This window comes from Aeromonas sp. R1-1 (genome assembly GCF_040908495.1).
In the GTDB taxonomy this organism is placed as follows: Bacteria; Pseudomonadota; Gammaproteobacteria; order Enterobacterales; family Aeromonadaceae; genus Aeromonas; species Aeromonas veronii.
Genome location: NZ_JBFODV010000261.1, coordinates 27,160 through 47,312 on the forward strand (window position 1 = coordinate 27,160; position 20,153 = coordinate 47,312).

Below are 20,153 nucleotides of genomic sequence, written 5' to 3' on the forward strand. Positions count from 1 at the left end.
GCCACTGGGGATCAAAATATCGACTTGAAACGAACCTTCACTGGTTAGAGGTTCACTTTTCTGTTTCCTTACGAACACGACGAATATGTGTAGCGGATACGCCTAAGCGCCTAGCTAATCTTGCGGCACTATCACGAGTCCAGCTAGGTAATTCCTCTTTAATGGCTGCCACAATGCTCGGCATTTTTGAGTTAGCGGTTCTCTCTTCTCTAGTTCTGCTGCCAGCTTTACTTTGGCGGGCACTGATAACTTCAGTTCCATGCTTTGGAAATAGAACCTCCCGCCTGTATTGAGCGGATAAATCCTGTACCAGCTTGCTAATGCGAAATTGTTCGCGTGCTCGTTCTGTTAAACCCGCAGTAATGAGCATCTCCAAATCTGGCAATAGTGGCCAACTGACGCCATAACGAATCACACATTTGTCTAGCCTAGCGACCATAGCCAACGCTGTTTGTTGATCGGTGTAGAGCGGTTTGTTTTGTCGGTGGACGTCGATCATATCAATATCGTTTTCAGTCCACCCTAGCCCCAAAAAACACGTTCTGATCTCTTGCCACTCCCTGTCTTGAACGATCATCTACGCTCTCCGAAATTTACTGATATCACGTTGGCTGGCTTGGTGTGATCCGGCTGTGTTGTAGTCTCAACAAACTCTCCCCAGCGTAGAAACAGCGTTCGTAACTTCTCGGCCATGCCGCCCACCTGATAGGTGCGGATCAGTCTGTCTTTAGGAACGTGGTTTAGCATCAGCTCTATCAAGCGCTCGGGGGCGTCCAGATATTCCGCCGCACCAGTTGCCACACTGCGGCGCAAATCGTGCGGACTAAATTGGGTAAGCTCGGCTAGATATTTAATGCGCACTCGTTCTAACGCTCTGGTGACGGCATCGCCCGTAATCGGATGTCCTGCCTTGCTGGCTGACTCGAACACATAGGGGCCGCTGGATAAAGTCCTTTGCTGCTCGATGATCTCCAGAGCCAGCGGGCACAGGGTCACAACGTGGGCACGTCCGTTCTTGGTTTCTGGGATTGTCCATCGGTCGCCGTTAATCTGTTCCCAGCGCATCCCAACGGCCTCAGAGCGGCGTACTGCGGTCAGGGTGATCAGACGCAGGCAGTTAGCCACAGCGCGAGAAAGAACCACGTTAGATGCGATCCCACGGCCACCAGCGGCCACAGAGCCACCTCCATCGGTCGCCTTTTCAAGAGCCGCCCATAACAAGCGCAATTCATCACGGGTTAACCAGCGTTCACGGGGAGGGGACATGGATGCGCCAAACATGGCGGGTTTGAGCAGGCGGGCCGGATTGATTTCGATGTGACCTTGTAACACCGCATGATCAAGACATTGATTAAGGACTATCAGCCCCTTCCGTTTGCCCTCTTTGGTTTCAACTCGGCGCAAATGCTCATACAGCATGGCGCGGGACAGGTCGCACACTCGGGTTTTACCTATGCCTGATTCGAGGTGACGGGCATAGGTTCCCTCATAATCGCGCAGAGTTCGCGGGCCTATCGGCTTAGACTTGGCTCTCATTGCCAGCCAATCGCGGTAAACCTCGCAAAGGGTCGGCATCTCAATGTTTTTAGCCTTTGCTTGTTTGGCTGTTTGTCTGGGGTCTATCCCCTGTTTGACTAATGCCAGAGCATCCGCATGAGCAAGACGAGCAGCGGCTAGCGTTACGGCTGGATAATATCCAATCTGAAAATCAATCTGTTTACCGCCCACTCGGGCACGATACACAAAGCGTTTACGGCCATCAGCTCGGATCTCGATATGCAGTCCGCCCCCGTGGCGAGAGTAAACCGATACCCGCTTAACCGCCTTACCTTCATCTACTACTAGTGCAGGGATCTCCCTGTCTTGTCGGATTGCATGCCCACTCATATCCCACCCCAATTTTGGCCCAACACTGGGCCCAACAACTTACATGATATAGGGTGATATTTGACGGAACAAGCTGACACAAGGTTTGGAACTAAGTGGTTGATTTTATAGTGCTTTGTAACAACGACTGAAACAGGCTGAAACAGCCGGAATATGCGAAAATCTGGATTCGTAATGCGAAGGTCAGGAGTTCGATTCCCCTTATCGGCACCATATAAAACAAAGGGTTAGCTTCTAGGTGAAGCTAACCCTTTGTGCTTTTAGGCTGGTGGCGCCCTCTCATTCCCCTCTTTAAATGCGCTCGCAGAGCCAAGGGGGGAAGGGTTGGCAGGCCAGACACCCAGTAGGTGGCCACTCAGGTGTTACCTGTCAAACGTAACACCAAAGACGGTGTTACCAGGGGGGGGGTTACCACGGATGTTACTTTTAGAGCTGGATTAAATCGACGTCCTTGGATTTCTACAGACAACAAAAAACCCGCAAAGCCTTACGCTCTGCGGGTTTCTGTACTTCTTCGTTCCCAGCCGGAACATTATTTGGTGGAGCTGGGAGGAGGTGACAACCAATCTTTAGTTTATCATTTCAGATCAATCTGTTAGATGACCTGTTCCAGCGAATCATTTCTGTGACCCTTCACTATGACACCAAAATTTGGACGCCGGTTCAATTCCCATTTTAGTGTTCTTGTCATCACTTGGAACTCACTGATAGCATACAAACGGTATTTGAATGGGGGATTTACGGTGGCAGAAAGGCAAGAAGAGTATCGCGATTTAAACCTCGACCGGACTTGCATACGGCGTGTGGTTGACGAATTCATTGAGAAACGTAACCTCAACCTCAGAGGAGTGACGGAACGGCAAAATGGGCCGACAACAATCCAGCGCTACGAGTTTGGACAACCTGGTATTGATAATGCGAAGCTTGAAATTTATCTGAACACTAACGGTACGACTACGCTTCATTATCGTTTGGGTCAGAACAGAGATCTTGGGCATCAGCTTGCACAATGTTTGTTTGAAACGATACACCCGGATGAGTTCAAACAAGTGAATATGGCAATCAAGGGAATAGCAAGTGACCAGATCAACGCAATCATTGATGAGATAACAGGTGATAAACCTGCAAAGTTTACTTCTGATATTCGTCGTAATGATGAGCTTCAAAGTCAGTGGTGCCTTACATCTGTTGAACATAATGACCACATTGTTGTTGTTCATCATAAGACTACGCTTAAGCTTCAGATTCAAGGGAGGCCATTGTCAACATATAGGCATCTCATTTACCTGCTATCAGAATTGTTAGATATGGCGGGGCTAGAGAATGTCCTGCATCGCACCGAAGATGGCAAGAACACTGAGATTGTTCGGACAGAGGTTGCTCTTGACTATCTCAGGACGAAGCTGCCTAAGTCTATCGATATCATACCTGATGGCACTAAAAGATTACTTCTGTCAAGCCTATGTGTTAAGCTTTCGGTCCCTCAGCTTCCTGACTATTCCATGCTTTTATACCCTGAGCTCAGGTCTCTTGAAGGGGCGATCAAATCCGTAATGGCTGATAAAGGCTTCGATGTGGACTCGAATGATGTTGGTTCGTTTTACTACTGCCTAGATATCGGACGAGGAGATTTCGTACTACGACGCGAGCATGAAGGCAAAGTACCTTTAGTACCTGAACGTTCCCTGCTTTCTGATGCGTACTCTTTCTTTCGACGACACCGCCACGGTTTGTTTCATATGAATAGCTTGGTTAACGCAAGCCGATTTGTTAGTGATCTTAATGAAGTTAACAAACTCTCCACAAAGATCTATTCTTTAGTGGATGAGCTACACAGTGTGTGAGGAATATGTACTCAATTAGGACAACTGATGATAAACACTTTGCAGCAGTAATTGTTGCGATGGGTTATCAGAGTCCCCTAGAGCATCTCCCTTCAATTGTGAAGGAGTTGCACGAGAAGAGTATCTCTGGTGAGGTACTCTTCGATTTGTTGTGCTCAAATGGTTATGAATGGAATCGCTTTGCTTCAATGAGATTTAACGGTCAAAATTTTGAACGAAAAACTTTTCAAGTAATTGATTCCAATAAAGTATCATGCTCCCTTGCTAGGGAGCATGAAGTGCTTGTCAGGAACCAATGTCCCGTTTAATTTTTCCTCGTATTTTCGGGTGATAACCCCGATCGGTTGATATGTTATATTAGGTTCTTTTGAGGCTTAGGCCTTCATGGTGTCTATAACTGTTCACTGTTTTCATTGCTACCTAGACCGCTTATATATCCATGTCTATCCATGGTAAGGCTCCTGCTGGTCACGTTTGCTATCGCTGCCCTGTCTGCCCCCGCAGAGTCATAAACGCTCTAAAAACTTGCCCGAAGGCAAGTAACCTCCGAAAGTATGTTGTTTCCTATACCTTTGGTCCGCGCAACGTTGAACATTGTGTGTGGTTGTTGTTAATCCGAGACTAATCCCTTTCTTGCTTTGGCTCAAAATGCGTACCTTTTGAGCCACCTAAACACCCCACTGAAAAGAGTGGCTCAAAAGTGTTGATTTCAATATGAGCCATCACTATATTATGAGCTATAGTTTTTGAGCTATCAGTGGGGAATTGTTATGGCGGTTATCGGGTATCTGAGGGTGAGCACTGGCGAGCAAAGCGTAGAGGCTCAGCGACACAGCATTGAGCAGATTCACAAGGTAGAAACGTGGTTCGCAGACGAGGGCATATCTGGCGCAGTGAAGGCATTAGAGCGCCCGGAATTCTCCGATCTGTTCAAGTTTGTGCGGAAGGGGGATACGCTAATTGTTCCCGCTGTTGACCGTCTTGGGCGTGACACCATCGACGTTCTACACACGGTTGAAGCGCTGCAAGCCAAGGGCGTGTCGATTATCAGCTTGCGGGAGGGGTTCGACCTATCCACGCCAATCGGTAAGGCAATGCTGACCATGCTGGCCGCTGTCGCAGAGCTGGAACGCTCAAATATCAAGGCCCGTCAGATGGCCGGGATCGCTAAGGCCAAGGCAGAGGGCAAAGCATTAGGGCGTGAGAAGACCATCGACGATACCGCCGTTGCTATCTGGCGGAAGGAAAACAGCGCAAGCATCCAGGCGACCGCCGAACATTTTGGGATTTCACCCGCCAGTGTGAAGCGAGCCTGCAAAGCAGCGTAATGACGACCCAAGCAGCACGCGAATAAAGCAACAACATACCGGCCAAGCGCCGGTATTTTTTTGTCTCTAATATGGTGATCGGTCATCTGTTTGTGTAACATGAAATCATTGTAACTTATTGAGATTTATAGGCTTATACATGAAGGTTTCAATATTGAAGCGTCAGCTCGCAGAGCGGATGGGTGAGGATGCGCACTATCTGGAAGGTAGGGACAAAGCGTTTTTAGCAGAGCTTGCCGGTATACCGGTTGAGCAGATTGAAGACGACGAGATCATCACTGGTGAAGGGGAAACCGGCTGGATTGAAGAGCGTGAGACCCATCTAGATTTGGCGGACAGGATGCGCATGGAAGTTAAGGAGGAAATCGAGAAGCAGCGTCAGCGCACTATTGAGCGTGGAAGCCTTGGCGGCTCGTATCGTATAGCGGCGGCATTGGCCCGCAATGGAGGTAAAGCATGATCCCGGAAACGCGTTTCGAACAGGCGCATGGTGTGACAGCGGGCAAGCTCTCATACGCTTTGGAACTGATGGATAAGGGGGACGTTGTGGCGGCTCGCGATGTAATCCTTGAGGTTCAAAAGACCAATGAAGAGCAGGCCCGGGTTATTGATACCCGGCTTTATGGGGCTGTTCGTAATCTATGCGAGGCGAGGCGTATGGATAGCCGGAGATTTTTCGCATTGCAGCAGGTGTTAGGGTTGCGCGAGATCGTCCGCTCCTTGCTCGTATCACCTGCCGGGGTGGATCTGATCTCTATGCATGTGCCAGTAGAAAATGATTTCTTCGTCTCCATGCTGTCTAGGATCCCACAATCGGCGGCAGTAGCCCCCATAGCCAATGACAATGAGCGGGCGGCAACCCTGACATATCAAAATGGGAATGCGCGTTTATGGACGATGTTCTGCGAACAGCAGCAGGGTTTGGAGCATGGAGAGGGGAAAGCATGAAGCCGCAAAAAACAGTCCAAGTAATACGGCTATCCCGTCCAGTCGCGGAACGTGTGGCGATATGGGCCAGTGCTCTGAATATGTCGCCTACGCAAATTGTGGAGCTAGCAATCACCCGATGGGAGCAATTGACCCCGTGTGATGCGCTCGGAATAGAGGGGGGCCGCGATGCGTCGCACCTCCCCCGCCCTTGAAGCGCAGGTCGCCGCAGCTCTCGCGGCAGGATGGCCTATTGTTGCTATCGCCGAGCAGACGGGAATCAGCCTATCCACAGTGAAACGGATCCGGGGGCGTTCAGGTGTTCGCCCCGACTCGATGCGGGAGGAGTTGATAGAGGAGGCCCGCGCCGGATTGCGGGCCTCATTATCTTCTGAGTTCGCCGCCTCGGAGGGCGCTCGCCTAGTCCGGTCACAGGTTGCACTTTGCAACCAAATCCATACCAAGACAGCCGAGCTGCTGGAGAGCCTGACAATTGATAGTGAATGTGACAGGCACCAAGCGGCCAAGATCCTTTCAGCGTGTGCCACAGCCAGCAAGCTAGCCGCTGATGGGTTGCGCCGGGTTCTCACACTGGCAGCGGAGCCGGAAGTGGTTGAAGCCCTGCCGGAGCTGGTTGTGAGAGACTATACAGACGAGGAGATATTGGCTATCAGGGCCGAGCGCGATTGCTGGGGCGATGTGCCGCCAGAGTGATGCAGGTTGACGGCGACCCCGCCCATGTCGCAAAGTAACTCCGTAATTTTGGCCGATGAGTCGGCCCTACCTCTTCGCTAACGCCCATTTCGCGGCGTCATTTCGCTGGAATCCCTATGAGTAATAGCACTGACCCTAACCGGTCAGGTCGTTGCTGTACGTGCTTTACAGGCCACTCAGGGGATGGGGCGGGAGACATTTAAAAGAGGGCCTGCCGCTGGCAAGCAAGTAAAAAAAAGCCGCCCAATGAGGCGGCACAAAAGGTTTTAACTATGAAAAGAGTATCATCAGAAAACCCGGCGCTCAATGACCGGTCATCAAAATTAGCGTGGCCACAGTGGTGTGCTATGGCGCAAGCATTTCTCGCAGAGTACCGGCAAGCTCTTGTATCTGGAGAGGCTTTCACGGAGTACAAGTGGCAGGAATGGGATGAGTTCGACACACTAGAACCTGATATTTCAGTCAGTGAGACTAAGAAGCGTGCGCGTGAGGATAAGAAGCGAGGGCGTCAAGCTCGCCCACCATATGCTGATCGCCCCGTTTCCGACGATGAATGGACCGTCATTGAGAGTCGTTCGCGTTGGATTATGGCTGGCGGCTGGTTCTCGGTCAGATCTGCACAAAACCACGGACATCACCCCTATCAATGGGCTGCCAAAAACCAGCTAAAAGCAGCAGGAAAAGACCCCGGAAATTTTCCAGCAATTGCCGCAGATAACGATGCTAGAGATCACCGTGCAACCCTAGAGCTGGCAAGGCTTTGCGCCCTGTCCATGCGTAACGAATCTAGGGGCTTTGTAGTTAACATGGATATATGCTCCAAATACTCCCTCGATGACGTATTCCAAGCAGAGGAATGTCAGCGAGCATTGAAGCCCCTGATTACCTCAAGCTTCGGCAAACTCAGCCCCTCTATGAAACAGCTCTTGAAGCTGGCGAGCATGTATAGCCGGACAGGTATCTACACCGCCGTGTCCCTTAACTTTGGAAAGGGGAAGCTGGACAAGTTCAAGGGCAAGGCGAATGGGCGCATGGCATGGCACAAGCGGATGACGACGGCACTAAACAAAGCTCTGCAAGGATTGCCGTTTAACTTTGTGATGGAGAGAGCACGCTCCGGTTGGCACCTTCACATGATTGTCCACGGTGTCCACTATGAAGCGTTCGAGGAGCAGCACAAAGCCGCACTCTTGCAAATTGGCGGAGCCTATACCCCGGAGGCCGAAGATCACCAGCTCGTGATCGATGGCGGTTATGGTTTCGAGTGGATGCTTGGATGGGTCGGATACATGACCAAGGACAAGGATGCCATTCTCTACGAATCCAATGCGCTGACCGCAGCAGGCAGAGAGCTGTTTGCCTACGTGAAAGCCAAGCTGACTGACTATCACACCCGGAATAGTCAGACCACCAGCCCCACACAAACCAAAGTCCTAGAAAAACCAGCTCCCTACTCATCCCCCAGTGAGAACGTCAGCACTGCAATTTTGAAAATCGAGGCCGAAGACCACACAGGTACACCCGGCATGGCTCCTCTCGATGCAATGCTTGCCGAGCTAGATAAGTGGGTCGCCACTAACCTAGGAAGGGAGGATGATGTCTGACCAGAAAGCATCTGACCCGGTAACGGACGGTTAATGACCCGGTAGTAAAAGTAGATGTGCGGGGTGTGTCAGGTGTAAGGGGGATCGTAAACGTGTGAGACAGTACCGGGACGATTTACAAAAACCGCTTTAGAGCACTTCAGCGAGCATCCGGCACCGTGCCCAATGGCATAGCGACAAAAACGCACAGGGGGCGTTCCAGGCCCCCAGAATCAAACCTTTCGCAGCTATGCCACCACCTGACGAGTAACCCCCAGAACATCACGCCCCAGCATCAGGCACAGATTGAAATCGGCAGCAGACACCGGGAGCGTTCCGTTGTCGCTATCGTCGAGATAATCCAGCACATCAGCGGGTGAAACGTGCTGGATGTCATCGAAGCCACTCTGGATCAGTAGCGTCCAGAGCGCCCTTTTCCCTGCCTGTGATAATTCGCGCTCGCTCCATTGAAACCACTCGCACACGCCTTCGCAATGATGGATATGGCGACCGTTAGACAGGCGGCACCCACAGGGCAGCGACACGCTCAATACCCTAGCCTGTATGGACAGCAGGACGTCCTCGAAGCTGATGTCGGATCTCATTTCAAATTCCCCATTTTCTTGGCTCTTCGCCAGTTCAACCAATTAACCCCGGTCAGGTCACAGCCGAAATCGACACTGTTTATGACGTTGCGCAGCGTTGCACAAGCCTCTTGCATCCGTGGGCTATATTTGACACCCGGTTTGATGTAGGGGGTGGATGACCCCTTATCTTTAGTAGCTGGCAGGCCATAGGTATTGCGCAGGTCTGGTCCGTGGCCGACGATCATCTGCATTAGCTCAAGCTTGATGTCAGTATGATGAGCGGCTGTGATGAAGGTATGCCGCAGGCTGTGAAAGCTGACTTGATGATCGGTTTGCCAAATGTCCAGCTTTGCCAACAACCCGGTTCCCTTGTAATGGTTGAACCACTTGCCCAGCTTGTGTGAGTAGTTTTGTGCCTCTGAGTCGCCGCCAAGCGCCCAGTCCGGGAACAGTCGCGCGTCGCCACTAGACATCCGGGCCCATTCCACCAACTGCATAAAACCCGCATTCAAAGCTACATCCGGGAGCGGTATCAGGCGCTCGGCGTTAGGGGTCTTAGAGCCCGGCGCGTTGAGCATGACTATGCCTCCTACATCAATGACATGGGCCACAGTGAGGCTGCCAATTTCATCGCCGCGCATCCCGGTAGTCAGTCCCAGCAATGGAGCCCAGAAATGCCAGTCTTTCGGCTGTTCGTAGGGAAGCCTACTGTCGGCTCGCCAGAGCCTATTAACTAGTTTCCCCAGTTGTTCCTGAGTGAAGGGTTGTCCGCCTTCTTCATAGTCGGCATCGTTCTTGATGGGGGTCAGCATGTCGCTGAAATCCTCGGCGACAACCCGCTCAGCCTTAAGCCATTTAAGAAAGGGTTTAACGTCATGGAAGTGGGTCATCTGCCCCTGCTCGGACAGGGATGGCAGGCCCTGCTTGCCTAAGCCCAGATACCAGTTACGCCGCAGCAAGGGATCCTCGGGACGCTCTTTCCAAATTGGTTGTTTCGGGAGATTCTTCGGTAGCGTGCGGATAACCTCCCGATAATGGGCAATATCGGCAGCACCAAGCGCCGCGCTGTCCAGCGGGCCGAGCACATCGAGAAAACGCGCAAGATTGCTTTTGCGCTGGCTCAGGGTCTTGGGTTTGAGCTTCTCCACATGTTCGCTGTGCTCGTTGAATCGGGCCACCAGCCATTCCAACGATTGACCGGACGCAGAAGGGGCAACCAAGGCGCCACAGATGGGCACCGGCTCGGCGTTGAGCGTTGTTGGCAAGGTGGCGAGAGCGTCCGCCGTCCGCCGGGCTTCAATGAGCTGGCCTTGTGTCCGTTGGGCAATGCCAACCGCAGTACGGGCCAGTTCCTTCGCCTTCTGAGTCACTGCCTGAGCTGCCGCCAGCTCTTTGCGGGAGCGTAGTGCTTCAAGGCGCTGCTCGTTAATCTCATCTTGCAGTGCGGCCAACTGTTCCCCGAGCCGGATTTGCTCTCTTTTTGCGGCGATCTTCGCCTTCATGATTTCTGAGATTTCAGCCATGTCTACTTCCTGATCGACTTCCTGAACTAATGCCAATAATTCGTCGAGCAGGAGCCTGCCAAGTTGGAAAGCATGGATCCACAATTCTCCCGTTTTAGCGCGACTTTTTGTGCCAAGTGAGAAACGGGTCTCACGAGGAGCGCCGTACTGGCGGAGGGCCGGGGGGAAGATCAGGCGGTAGCAGTAGACACCACAGCGGTTTTTGATGAGACCGGGATAGAGCATATGTGACACCTCAGTGTGTCACTCCCTGACCAGCCATAAAGAAAAAGCCCTGACGAATCAGGGCTTTAGAAGGTGGTGGAGCTGGGGGGATTTGAACCCCCGTCCAAAATTACTACATCCTTGGCACTACATGCTTAGTCACTCTTTACATTCGCCAACCCGCTGCGGAGAGACACGCCACGAATTGACTAGCTCGATTGGTTTTAATGCTTCCGCCCCGAGCAGGACTTCCACACGATCCTGTGAAGGATGACCTTCCGATTCCCTAGGACACAGGCAAGCTAGGGTAGAAGGGCTCTATGCAGGTTATTAAGCTGCTAGTGCGTAGTTTTCGTCGTTTGCGACTATTTTTTTGCGGTTTATTAACGAGGCCTACCGCACCTCGGCATGCACCTTGGGTTTCGTGAATCTTGTCGAATCCAGAATCAGCCCCAAGTTGTTAATTGCGATTGTACGCAAAAATGCTGTCATAGCAAGGCGTTGATACCCATTCCCTCTGGCAGCCAGTCTGTTTGCCGATTTATTGTACGTAGCTGAGCCTGAAGAGCCAGCTGCGCCGGGGGAAGGTGAACCGGCGTCCTGATCCTGCCAGTCGCAGGTTAGCCGCGATGCTTGTTCTTCATGATGCGGGCTTTTTCCCGATCCCACTCGCGGGCCTTGGTATCTTCGCGCTTGTCGTGCTCTTTCTTGCCCTTCACCAGGCCGATCTCGACCTTGACCCAGCACTGTTTCCAGTAGAGGGCGAGGGGAACTATGGTGTAGCCCTGACGGGCAATCAGGCTTTCGAGCTTGTCGAGTTCACGACGGCTCAGCAGCAGTTTGCGGGTGCGGGTCGGGTCACATACCACATGGCTGGAGGCCGCTTGCAGTGGCAGGAAGCTGGAGCCGAACAGATAGGCCTCGCCATCGCGGAAGATGACATAGGCTTCGCTGATGTTGGCCTTGCCCGCCCGCAGGGATTTGACTTCCCACCCTTGCAGGGACAGACCCGCTTCGATCTTCTCTTCGATGAAGTATTCGTGGCGCGCGGTTCTGTTGAGTGCAATGGTGCTGGACCCGGCTTTGTTTTTACTGTTTTTTTTGCTCATGACGGGCGATTTCCGGCAATGACTAGGAGGCTCGTATTATACGTAGGCAGGGGCGGCTGTAAAACGCGCAGCAGGTCAAGTGGTGGCTTTCTGAGCGGTTTGGCTGAGGTTTTACCTCCACAACCCCAAACATGGTGATAAAATCGCGCCGATTGGATGAGGAAAAGCCATGCCCCGAATTACGCGCAGTGCCCTGGTGATGTTCAGTGCAGAACAGATGTTCAAGTTGGTTAACGATGTGGATGCCTATCCGCAGTTTTTGCCCGGCTGTGTCGGCAGCCGTGTCCACGAGGCTGGCGATGACTACATGATGGCGTCGGTCGATGTGGCCAAGGCGGGGATTGCCAAGACCTTTACCACCCGCAATCAGCTGGATGTGAACCGTCAGATCAGGATGGAGCTGGTGGATGGCCCGTTCCGCAAGCTGGCGGGCTGGTGGACCTTTACCCCGCTCGATGTCGACGCCTGCAAGGTGGAGTTTGATCTCGATTTCGAGTTTACCTCCAAGCTTATCGAGGTGGCATTTGGTCAGGTGTTCCGCGATCTGGTGAGCTCCATGGTCTCCGCCTTCTCCAACCGGGCGAAGGAGGTCTACGGTGTCTGACCAGCTCAACATCGAGGTTGTCTATGCCTTGCCGCAGCAGCAGACGGTGATTGCCCTGCAGGTTGCGCCCGAGACCTGCGTGCTGGCGGCCATCGAGCAGTCCGGCATCGTACAAAAACACCCCGAGATTGACTTGTCGGTCAACAAGTTCGGCATCTACAGCCGACCGGTGAAAGGGAGCGAGCCGCTGCACGACGGCGATCGTATCGAGATCTACCGCCCGCTCATCGCCGATCCCCGCGAGATGCGTAAAAAGCGCGCCGAGAAGGCCAAGGAGGAGGGGCGTGCCGATGCTGTGACCGGCGGCCGTCCCAATACCAATCGCAAGCGCGGTGATGGCCAACCGGCTGAGTAACATTGCGCCGCGGCAAGCGGTTAGCAAATAAAAAGGCGCCGATGGGCGCCTTTTTTGATCCTGTTTGCTCAGGTTTCCGAGCTGATAGCCACCGGGTTTATCCCTTGATATGAGCGGAATTCCCCAGTCTGGCATGGGCCCACGCCGCCAGCAGATCGACCCCGCTCTGCATCACCCGCTCGTCGAAATCGAAGGCGTTGTGGTGGTGCGGCGCAGCCAGATCGGCGCCAAGGATCAGGTAAGCTGCTTCGCCCCCCTGCTTTTGCACTCGCTCCATCAGAAAACCGGCATCTTCGCTGGCGCCAAAGCGGCGAGTCTGGATGGTGGCGAGCCCCTGCTTGCGAGCCAGCGCAGCCAGCTCGGCCTGCAGCGCCGGGCTGTTGTCGAGCGCGATGGCCTCACCCTGCTTGATGATGCGGTAGGTGACGCCGTGGGCAAGGGCGGTGCCTTCGACGATGCGTTGCACCTGGCTGAACATGTAGTCGTTGAGGGCGCTGTCGGCGCCGCGGGTTTCACCGTGCAGTTCGGCATGGTCGGGGATGACGTTGCGCCCGCTGCCGGCGTGGAGCTGGCCGATGTTGATGCGGGTCATACCGTCGCGGTGGCGCGGAATGCCGAGCATGGCGGTGGTAGCCATGCAGGCGGCAGCCAGCGCATTGCTGCCGGCATTGGGCTCGAGCCCGGCGTGGGCGGCGGTGCCCATAAAGTGGACGTCGAACTTGGTTGAACAGAGGAACTCGGTGGGGTTGATCACCAGCTCGCCGCTGCCGGCGTGAATGCCGATATGGAGCGAGAGCAGGGCATCCACGTCATCGAGGGCCCCGCCTGCGGCCAGCGCCTTGCCACCGCGGCACCCCTCTTCAGCGGGTTGGAAGAAGAGCTTGATGCGCCCGCACAGCTCCTCTTTCATCGCCATCAGGCGGCTGGCCAGCCCCAGGCCGATGGCAGTATGGCCATCGTGGGCGCAGGCGTGCATCCACCCCTTGTTGTGGGAAGCAAAGCCCTCCTGCTGCGGCAGGTGCTGCTCGGCGGCAGACTCCTCCACCTCCACTGCGTCGATATCGAAGCGAAAGGCCAGAGTCGGGCCGGGGCGGCCGGTATCCAGCTCTCCCATCAGCCCGGTCACGTCGCCAATGCGCTCCAGCCAGTCGGGATGGGCTCCCTGACGGCGGGCGCGGGCTTTCTCGGCGGCCACATCGACATCGCGCCCCATCATCAGATTGCTGGCCAGCAGCTTGTCGCCAAGCACGATTTGATAGCCAAGTTCATTCAGATGGTGGGCAATCAGGCTGGTGGTACGAAACTCTTTCCAGGCCGCTTCCGGCAGGCGGTGCAGGTCGCGGCGCCACTGGATCAGGTGCTCAAGGGTCATCCTGGCTTCCTTTGTGATTCGGTTTGCCGGCTATTGTGCACTGTTTTGCGGACGAGGACACGGGGAAGGAGGCTGGTCGGGGGAGCTGGGCAAGCTGTTGCAGTCATGAAATAAAAAACGCCTCCACAAGGGAGGCGTTGTCAGATTGCCTTGATATCAGGCGGCGCGATGGTAAGCCGAGGCTTCAAACAGCTTCTTGTTGGCTACCAGATCGATGGGGTCAAAGTCATCGACGTTGATGGTGCGCAGGCGACTTACTTCGGCGCGGCGCAGCAGCTCCGCTTCGCTCTGGCTCAGCACGCCAGCGGCCAGGCCGATGTCGGCCACCTTGTCCAGAGCCAGGAAGGGGCGCTTGACGCCGTCAGTTTTGCATACCTTGTCAAACAGCGGCTCGGCAGCCAGCACGTCATCGAGCGCCTGCTCCAGCAGACCGAAGGGGTTACCCTCTTCGCGGGTCAGGTACTGACCCTTGGCCAGGCGGCTGCGGGTCTCGCTCGGGGTTTGCAACAGGCGGGCAACCTGGTTGTCCAGCTTGTCGCTCGGACGCTTCATGTCGCGACCCAGCGGCAACACCACGGCGCGCAGGGCAAGGCCAATCCAGCGGTTCGGGAAGTTGCGCAGCAGCTCGTCGATCGCCTCTTGTGCCTTGAACAGGGCATCTTGCAGTGCCCAGTGCAGCAGCGGCAGGTCGGCCTGCTGGCGTCCCTCGTCCTGATAGCGCTTGAGGGCGCTGGAGGCCAGATAGAGCTGACTTAATACGTCGCCAAGACGGGCGGAGACCCGCTCCTTGCGTTTGAGCTCGCCACCCAGGGTGCCCATCGCCATGTCTGACAGGAACGCCAGGTTGGCCGAGAGGCGAGAGAGCTGCTGGTAGTAGCCCTTGGTCTGATCCTTGTAAGGGGCCGCGGCAAAGCGGGCGCCGGTCACACCCAGCCAGAAGCTGCGCACCAGGTTGCTGATGGCAAAGCCGACGTGGCTGAACACCGCCTTGTCGAAATCCTTCAGCGCCTGCTCCTTGTCGGGGTGGCTGGCGGCCAGCATCTCCGGCAGTACATACGGGTGGCAGCGGATAGCGCCCTGACCGTAGATGATCATGCTGCGGGTCAGGATGTTGGCCCCTTCCACCGTAACGGCGATGGGCGCACCCTGATAGCCGCGGGCCAGATAGTTGTTGGGGCCCATGCAGATGGCCTTGCCGCCGTGGATGTCCATGGCATCGATGATGCACTTCTGGGCACGGTCGGTGAGGTGGTATTTGACGATGGCGGAGATGACCGAGGGTTTCTCGCCAAGGTCAATACCGGTCACGGTCAGGTTGGCTGCGGCGCCCATGATGTAGGCGTTGCCGCCGATGCGGGCCAGCGGCTCTTCAATCCCTTCCATCTTGCCGATGGGCAGCTTGAACTGGCGACGGATGCGGCTGTAGGCGCCGCTCGCCAGGGCCAGCATCTTGACGCCGCCAGTGCTGTTGGAGGGCAAGGTGATGCCGCGACCGACCGACAGACACTCGACCAGCATGCGCCAGCCCTGACCGGCCATAGCCGGGCCACCGATGATGAAATCGAGCGGGACGAATACATCCTTACCCTGGGTCGGGCCGTTCTGGAACGGCACGTTGAGCGGGAAGTGGCGACGGCCAATGCCGACCCCCTTGATGTGAGTGGGAATGAGGGCGCAGGTGATGCCGAGCTCTTCCTCTTCACCCAGCAGGTGCTCGGGGTCACGCAGTTTGAAGGCGAGACCCAGTACGGTGGCGATAGGGGCGAGCGTGATGTAGCGCTTGTTCCAGGTGAGGCGCATACCGAGCACCTCTTTGCCTTCCCACTCGCCTTTGCAGACGATACCGAAGTCGGGGATGGAGCCGGCATCAGAACCCGCTTCCGGGCTGGTCAGGGCGAAGCAGGGGATCTCTTTACCTACCGCCAGGCGGGGCAGGTAGTAATCTTTCTGCTCGTCAGTGCCATAGTGTTGCAGCAGTTCGCCCGGGCCCAGCGAGTTGGGCACGCCAACGGTGGAGGCGAGCACGGCGCTGGCGCCGCACAGCTTTTGCAGGACGCAGGACTGGGCGTAGGCCGAGAACTCCAGACCGCCATATTTCTTCTTGATGATCATGGCGAAGAACTTGTTGTCCTTCAGGTATTGCCACACCTCGGGGGAGAGATCCGCGCGCTCGTGGGTCACTTCCCAGTCGCTCACCATCCGGCACACTTCCTCGACCGGACCATCCATAAAGGCCTGCTCTTCGGCAGAGAGGGCGCTGACCGGGATGGCGTGCAGCTTTTTCCAGTCCGGGTTGCCCGCGAACAGATCGGCTTCCCACCAGGTGGTACCTGCTTCAATCGCCTCTTTCTCGGTGCGGGACATCTCCGGCATGATCGATTTGTAGATCTTGAACAGCGGCTTGGTTATTTGATTGCGGCGAAATTCCACCAGATTGAGCGGGATGGCGATCACCGCGAACAGCGCCCATACCAGCAAGGGCACATGACCATAGATGGCGCCAAGCACCAGGGCGGCGCCGGTGACCAGGGTGGAGATGAACAGGGATGCCCGGCGATAGGCCAGGGCTCCGATAACCAGGATCACCCCGAGCAGAGTGAGGGTCGTCGTCATTGCTTGCTCCTTGCGTGTATAAATGTGCCAACGTGGTGTAACTCATCCAGAGGTCTGACCTGTTGGATATGGCCCCTGTTGTAATTCATACGCACAAAGTTATCAAGCTGTTTACATCTTCATTACCTTCTCTCTGTGATCCCCATAACGCTCACGCGCCGCCAGCGCTGTGGCTCGTAGGGGGGCGACTGTGCGATTCGCTTGTGCGAGAATAGCCGCGATCTACACGCACACTAAAAACAGTGGAAGAGACATCATGTACCAAGAATTGATCCGCAATGAACTGACCGAAGCTGCCAGCGTGCTGCAGGCCTTCCTGGCTGATGAGCAGAACCTGAAAAACATCGAAGCGGCCGCCAAACTGCTGGCCGACTCTTTCAAAGAAGAGGGCAAGGTGCTCTCTTGTGGCAACGGTGGCTCCCACTGTGACGCCATGCACTTCGCCGAAGAGCTGACCGGTCGTTACCGCGAGAACCGCCCGGGTTATGCCGGTATCGCCATCTCTGATCCGAGCCACCTCTCCTGCGTCTCCAACGACTTTGGCTATGACTATGTCTTCTCCCGCTATGTAGAAGCGGTCGGCCGCCGTGGCGACGTGTTGCTCGGCATCTCCACCAGCGGTAACTCCGGCAATATCCTGAAAGCCATCGAGGCTGCCCGCGCCAAAGGCATGAAAGTGATCGCCCTGACCGGCAAGGATGGCGGCAAGATGGCAGGTCTGGCGGATGTCGAGATCCGGGTGCCGCACTTTGGCTATGCCGACCGTATTCAGGAAGTGCACATCAAGGTAATCCACATCCTGATCCAGCTGGTCGAAAAAGAGATGGCCAAGTAATCAGGCCATAACTACCAGATAAGTGCTGCGCCGGTAGCATGGTTCGCCATCGATCGGTTATTGCCAGTCACAGGGGAAGGGATTGCGCCTTCCCCTGCTGTCTGTCGAACCAGCGTGCTGGTCGAACATGACACAAGCCAAATCATGAAAGGAGTCTGCCGGATATGTGCGAACTGCTCGGCATGAGTGCCAATGTGCCGACCGATATCTGCTTCAGCTTTACCGGGTTGATGCTGCGCGGCGGCAAGACCGGGCCCCACAAGGATGGCTGGGGGATCACCTTCTACGAGGGGAAGGGCTTTCGCACCTTCAAGGATCCCGAGCCCAGCGCCCAATCTCCCATCGCCAGACTGGTACAGGCGCTGCCCATCAAGAGCTGCGCAGTGGTCAGCCACATTCGGCAAGCCAACCGTGGCTGCGTGTCGCTGGAAAATACCCACCCCTTTACCCGTGAGTTGTGGGGCCGTTACTGGACCTTCGCCCACAACGGTCAGCTGACCGGCTACAAGAAGCTGCCCACCGGCCGCCACCGGCCGGTGGGGGATACCGACAGCGAGCACGCCTTCTGCTGGCTGCTCGATCGGCTGGAGCAAAAATATCCCAAGCGTCCGGCCAACTTTCCCGCCATGTTTCGCTATCTCGCCACCCTGTGTGATGAGCTCAGAACGTTCGGGGTGTTCAACATGCTGCTCTCGGACGGGGAGTATGTGATGAGCTACTGCAGCAACAACCTGCACTGGCTGACCCGCTGTGCGCCCTTTGGCGAGGCAAGTTTGCTGGATGAGGAGGTGGTGATCGACTTTCAAAGGGAGACCACCCCCAACGATGTGGTGACCCTGATCACCACCCGTCCGCTGACCGGCAATGAGAATTGGGTCAAAATGGCGCCCGGCGAATTCAATCTGTTTCGCATGGGGGAGCGGGTGGCGACCAATCGGGTTGCGCTTGAGCAAGATAAAAAAATACCAGGGTAGATACCTACCCTGGTTCTTCGCAGCAGCCATAAAAGGCAAAAGGGATGAGAGGTGTTGCTGAGCATCATCACTCTGACGGCATTGAGTGTTGATCAATTGTTAATTTGTGGCAATCAAGTTGTTGTCTTGACGGGCGTTTCAGCATCGCTATTTCGATACTGATCACATTTTTTGCCACTTTATTCCCTGAGCCATCCAATCGGGTGCTTCATCACTGCCTGGTCGTGAGCCACGACATCGAAAACTATCTATAGTATGGTCTGTTTGAATACCGTTCTGGAGGAGCCTCGCATGGAGTGGGTGGATCGCAAGGTGTTGCAGCAGCTGGCAGAGGATATCGGTCCGGATATGCTGCCCGTGGTCATCGCAGTCTTTATTGAAGAGGTGGGCGAGCAGCTGAGTCAGCTCAGACCCCTCTATGAACAGGGAGAGTGGGAGGCGCTGGCTCGGGTGGCGCACAGCATGAAATCATCCTGTGGCAGCTATGGCGCCATACCGAGTTATCAGCAGGTGATGGCGCTGGAGATGGCCAGCAAGCAGGCCGATGTGGCCGAGGCAGAGCGCCAGTTGCAACTGCTGGAGGCCTCCTTGCCCCAGGTGCTCGCGTTTCTTGCCGATTATCATTAACGGCGCCATGCAGGGATGCCGGGACGCCGTGACCGTTGCCTAACGCTGGTTGAGCAGTTGCTGGATGATCCGGTCCAGTGCCAGTTTCAGCTTCAACCGATCGTGCCGATGGGGCAGCTCAAGCTCGCCCAGCTCGGCTTCGATCACTCGCCCTTGCCAGTCCCCCGCATCACCCGCGCCTTGTGGGGCCAGGATGGCATCCAGCCGACCCTGACCGACCCGGGATTCCAGCCAGCGACACTGACTCATCAGATCCAGCTGGCTGGCAGGACCGTTCTCCGCCACCAGATTGCAGACGAAAACCAGCATGGCGCTGCTCTCGTTGATGGCCTGTGCGATCTCGGCCAGCAGCAGTGGCGGCATGATGGAGGTGAGAAAACTGCCCGGCCCCAGAATGATCATGTCTGCCTGCTGCAGTGCCAGCACCGCTTCGCGGGTCGCTTGCACCTCCGGCATCAGGCCGAGGGAGAGGGGTGGTGTTGCCAGTTGATCGATGGATACTTCTCCCAGGATCTGGGTGCCACACTCCATATGGGCGCAGAGATCGGTGGGAAATTCAGACATGGGTAGCAATTGTGACTCGATTTTGAGCATGTCACTGATCAGCTTGATAGCATCAAGAGGACGGACACAGAGATTATCGAGCGCCAGCAGCATCAGGTTGCCAAGGTTGTGGCCCGCCAGCTCGCCTTTGCCGGCGAAGCGGTATTCGAACAACAGGCTGCCGATACTGGGATCGGTCACCAGCTGGTTCAGGCAGTTGCGCAGATCGCCCCAGGCGATGCACTCCTGACTCTTGCGCAGGCGTCCGGTCGAGCCACCATCATCTGTGGTGGCGACGATGCCGGTGAGCCGTTGACCGAGAAACGAGAGGGACGAAAGCACTCGTCCCATGCCATGGCCACCACCGATGGCAACGACCCGATCGAAGTCATTGATGTTTTTTTGCCACATATGGGCGTCCTGTCATTGGTCTCAGTTGACCGCTATGTTAGCAAGCGAAGCGAGATAATTGTTTGATAAAGGTATGATTTTTGCTTGAGGCTGCCATTCGATAAAACAAGGAG

Annotated in this window: 20 protein-coding genes and 1 other RNA gene; 12 read left to right on the top strand and 9 right to left on the bottom strand. The window is 55.3% G+C overall.

Annotation, left to right across the window (positions count from 1 at the left end; all coding sequences use genetic code 11):
• Window positions 1-52: 52 nt before the first annotated feature.
• Both AB5Y92_RS17610 and AB5Y92_RS17615 read right to left on the bottom strand, forming a co-directional pair.
• Entirely contained in the window at window positions 53-577 is a 525-nt protein-coding gene (locus AB5Y92_RS17610) for a hypothetical protein (protein ID WP_368227272.1), read from the bottom strand.
• Complete coding sequence (locus tag AB5Y92_RS17615; RefSeq protein WP_368227273.1) at window positions 574-1,887, bottom strand: tyrosine-type recombinase/integrase; 1,314 nt, start codon at window positions 1,885-1,887, stop codon at window positions 574-576. Before AB5Y92_RS17615 ends, AB5Y92_RS17610 begins: the two co-directional genes overlap by 4 nt.
• Window positions 1,888-2,630: 743 nt before the next feature.
• Between AB5Y92_RS17615 and AB5Y92_RS17620 the strand changes: the two genes are divergently transcribed.
• The 7 genes from AB5Y92_RS17620 (at window position 2,631) to AB5Y92_RS17650 (ending at window position 8,304) form a co-directional block, all read left to right on the top strand.
• Window positions 2,631-3,731: a type II toxin-antitoxin system RnlA family toxin gene (locus AB5Y92_RS17620; RefSeq protein WP_368227274.1), complete on the top strand. Its 1,101-nt coding sequence runs from the start codon at window positions 2,631-2,633 to the stop codon at window positions 3,729-3,731.
• Between the two features lie 5 nt (window positions 3,732-3,736).
• Complete coding sequence (locus tag AB5Y92_RS17625; protein WP_368227275.1) at window positions 3,737-4,039, top strand: type II toxin-antitoxin system RnlB family antitoxin; 303 nt, start codon at window positions 3,737-3,739, stop codon at window positions 4,037-4,039.
• A gap of 462 nt (window positions 4,040-4,501) precedes the next feature.
• Window positions 4,502-5,059: a recombinase family protein gene (locus AB5Y92_RS17630; protein ID WP_368227276.1), complete on the top strand. Its 558-nt coding sequence runs from the start codon at window positions 4,502-4,504 to the stop codon at window positions 5,057-5,059.
• 154 nt (window positions 5,060-5,213) lie between these two features.
• Complete coding sequence (locus AB5Y92_RS17635; RefSeq protein WP_158654839.1) at window positions 5,214-5,519, top strand: hypothetical protein; 306 nt, start codon at window positions 5,214-5,216, stop codon at window positions 5,517-5,519.
• Window positions 5,516-6,007: a hypothetical protein gene (locus tag AB5Y92_RS17640; protein ID WP_069651784.1), complete on the top strand. Its 492-nt coding sequence runs from the start codon at window positions 5,516-5,518 to the stop codon at window positions 6,005-6,007. The genes AB5Y92_RS17635 and AB5Y92_RS17640 overlap by 4 nt, the downstream gene beginning before the upstream one ends.
• A gap of 168 nt (window positions 6,008-6,175) precedes the next feature.
• Complete coding sequence (locus AB5Y92_RS17645; RefSeq protein WP_167824804.1) at window positions 6,176-6,700, top strand: helix-turn-helix domain-containing protein; 525 nt, start codon at window positions 6,176-6,178, stop codon at window positions 6,698-6,700.
• Window positions 6,701-6,972: 272 nt separating this feature from the next.
• Window positions 6,973-8,304: a hypothetical protein gene (locus tag AB5Y92_RS17650; protein ID WP_368227277.1), complete on the top strand. Its 1,332-nt coding sequence runs from the start codon at window positions 6,973-6,975 to the stop codon at window positions 8,302-8,304.
• Between the two features lie 227 nt (window positions 8,305-8,531).
• On the opposite strand, the gene AB5Y92_RS17655 is transcribed toward AB5Y92_RS17650, so the two are convergent.
• From AB5Y92_RS17655 to smpB, 4 genes are all read right to left on the bottom strand, one after another.
• Window positions 8,532-8,888 (bottom strand): hypothetical protein, encoded by a 357-nt coding sequence (locus AB5Y92_RS17655; RefSeq protein WP_368227278.1) that lies wholly within the window; start codon window positions 8,886-8,888, stop codon window positions 8,532-8,534.
• Window positions 8,885-10,618, bottom strand: coding sequence for a tyrosine-type recombinase/integrase (locus AB5Y92_RS17660; protein WP_368227279.1), 1,734 nt, complete (start codon window positions 10,616-10,618; stop codon window positions 8,885-8,887). The genes AB5Y92_RS17655 and AB5Y92_RS17660 overlap by 4 nt, the downstream gene beginning before the upstream one ends.
• Window positions 10,619-10,691: 73 nt before the next feature.
• Window positions 10,692-11,051: a transfer-messenger RNA gene (gene ssrA, locus AB5Y92_RS17665) on the bottom strand.
• Between the two features lie 166 nt (window positions 11,052-11,217).
• A complete protein-coding gene (gene smpB / locus AB5Y92_RS17670; RefSeq protein WP_005334498.1) occupies window positions 11,218-11,706 on the bottom strand; it encodes an SsrA-binding protein SmpB in 489 nt (162 codons plus the stop codon).
• A gap of 169 nt (window positions 11,707-11,875) precedes the next feature.
• On the opposite strand from smpB, the gene AB5Y92_RS17675 reads away from it, so the two are divergent.
• Entirely contained in the window at window positions 11,876-12,310 is a 435-nt protein-coding gene (locus AB5Y92_RS17675) for an SRPBCC family protein (RefSeq protein ID WP_005334496.1), read from the top strand.
• Window positions 12,303-12,665 carry an RnfH family protein gene (locus AB5Y92_RS17680; protein ID WP_368227280.1) on the top strand — a complete coding sequence of 121 codons (363 nt, stop codon included), beginning with the start codon at window positions 12,303-12,305 and terminating at the stop codon, window positions 12,663-12,665. The genes AB5Y92_RS17675 and AB5Y92_RS17680 overlap by 8 nt, the downstream gene beginning before the upstream one ends.
• A 97-nt stretch (window positions 12,666-12,762) precedes the next feature.
• Here AB5Y92_RS17680 and AB5Y92_RS17685 read toward each other — a convergent pair whose 3' ends face one another.
• Complete coding sequence (locus AB5Y92_RS17685) at window positions 12,763-14,037, bottom strand: amidohydrolase (RefSeq protein WP_368227281.1); 1,275 nt, start codon at window positions 14,035-14,037, stop codon at window positions 12,763-12,765.
• A gap of 156 nt (window positions 14,038-14,193) precedes the next feature.
• The gene (gene fadE, locus AB5Y92_RS17690) at window positions 14,194-16,650 is read right to left on the bottom strand and encodes an acyl-CoA dehydrogenase FadE (protein ID WP_368227282.1); all 2,457 of its coding nucleotides are present in this window, start codon (window positions 16,648-16,650) and stop codon (window positions 14,194-14,196) included.
• 256 nt (window positions 16,651-16,906) lie between these two features.
• Here fadE and lpcA point away from each other — a divergent pair, with 256 nt between their 5' ends.
• The 3 genes from lpcA (at window position 16,907) to AB5Y92_RS17705 (ending at window position 19,086) form a co-directional block, all read left to right on the top strand.
• Entirely contained in the window at window positions 16,907-17,485 is a 579-nt protein-coding gene (gene lpcA / locus AB5Y92_RS17695; RefSeq protein WP_005334485.1) for a D-sedoheptulose 7-phosphate isomerase, read from the top strand.
• 164 nt (window positions 17,486-17,649) lie between these two features.
• The gene (locus AB5Y92_RS17700; RefSeq protein ID WP_245095408.1) at window positions 17,650-18,459 is read left to right on the top strand and encodes a class II glutamine amidotransferase; all 810 of its coding nucleotides are present in this window, start codon (window positions 17,650-17,652) and stop codon (window positions 18,457-18,459) included.
• 291 nt (window positions 18,460-18,750) lie between these two features.
• Complete coding sequence (locus tag AB5Y92_RS17705) at window positions 18,751-19,086, top strand: Hpt domain-containing protein (protein WP_021229360.1); 336 nt, start codon at window positions 18,751-18,753, stop codon at window positions 19,084-19,086.
• Window positions 19,087-19,125: 39 nt separating this feature from the next.
• Here the strand turns inward: AB5Y92_RS17705 and yvcK are convergent, their stop codons facing one another.
• Window positions 19,126-20,040 carry a uridine diphosphate-N-acetylglucosamine-binding protein YvcK gene (yvcK, locus tag AB5Y92_RS17710; RefSeq protein WP_047438497.1) on the bottom strand — a complete coding sequence of 305 codons (915 nt, stop codon included), beginning with the start codon at window positions 20,038-20,040 and terminating at the stop codon, window positions 19,126-19,128.
• Window positions 20,041-20,153: the final 113 nt, after the last annotated feature.

Bases quoted from the DNA above. Each gene is read 5' to 3' on its own strand.
- AB5Y92_RS17610 (WP_368227272.1), bottom strand. From the start codon at position 577: ATGATCGTTCAAGACAGGGAGTGGCAAGAGATCAGAACGTGTTTTTTG.
- AB5Y92_RS17615 (WP_368227273.1), bottom strand. From the start codon at position 1,887: ATGAGTGGGCATGCAATCCGACAAGACAGGGAGATCCCTGCACTAGTA.
- AB5Y92_RS17625 (WP_368227275.1), top strand. From the start codon at position 3,737: ATGTACTCAATTAGGACAACTGATGATAAACACTTTGCAGCAGTAATT.
- AB5Y92_RS17630 (WP_368227276.1), top strand. From the start codon at position 4,502: ATGGCGGTTATCGGGTATCTGAGGGTGAGCACTGGCGAGCAAAGCGTA.
- AB5Y92_RS17640 (WP_069651784.1), top strand. From the start codon at position 5,516: ATGATCCCGGAAACGCGTTTCGAACAGGCGCATGGTGTGACAGCGGGC.
- AB5Y92_RS17645 (WP_167824804.1), top strand. From the start codon at position 6,176: ATGCGTCGCACCTCCCCCGCCCTTGAAGCGCAGGTCGCCGCAGCTCTC.
- AB5Y92_RS17650 (WP_368227277.1), top strand. From the start codon at position 6,973: ATGAAAAGAGTATCATCAGAAAACCCGGCGCTCAATGACCGGTCATCA.
- AB5Y92_RS17655 (WP_368227278.1), bottom strand. From the start codon at position 8,888: ATGAGATCCGACATCAGCTTCGAGGACGTCCTGCTGTCCATACAGGCT.
- AB5Y92_RS17660 (WP_368227279.1), bottom strand. From the start codon at position 10,618: ATGCTCTATCCCGGTCTCATCAAAAACCGCTGTGGTGTCTACTGCTAC.
- smpB (WP_005334498.1), bottom strand. From the start codon at position 11,706: ATGAGCAAAAAAAACAGTAAAAACAAAGCCGGGTCCAGCACCATTGCA.
- AB5Y92_RS17675 (WP_005334496.1), top strand. From the start codon at position 11,876: ATGCCCCGAATTACGCGCAGTGCCCTGGTGATGTTCAGTGCAGAACAG.
- AB5Y92_RS17685 (WP_368227281.1), bottom strand. From the start codon at position 14,037: ATGACCCTTGAGCACCTGATCCAGTGGCGCCGCGACCTGCACCGCCTG.
- fadE (WP_368227282.1), bottom strand. From the start codon at position 16,650: ATGACGACGACCCTCACTCTGCTCGGGGTGATCCTGGTTATCGGAGCC.
- lpcA (WP_005334485.1), top strand. From the start codon at position 16,907: ATGTACCAAGAATTGATCCGCAATGAACTGACCGAAGCTGCCAGCGTG.
- AB5Y92_RS17700 (WP_245095408.1), top strand. From the start codon at position 17,650: ATGTGCGAACTGCTCGGCATGAGTGCCAATGTGCCGACCGATATCTGC.
- AB5Y92_RS17705 (WP_021229360.1), top strand. From the start codon at position 18,751: ATGGAGTGGGTGGATCGCAAGGTGTTGCAGCAGCTGGCAGAGGATATC.
- yvcK (WP_047438497.1), bottom strand. From the start codon at position 20,040: ATGTGGCAAAAAAACATCAATGACTTCGATCGGGTCGTTGCCATCGGT.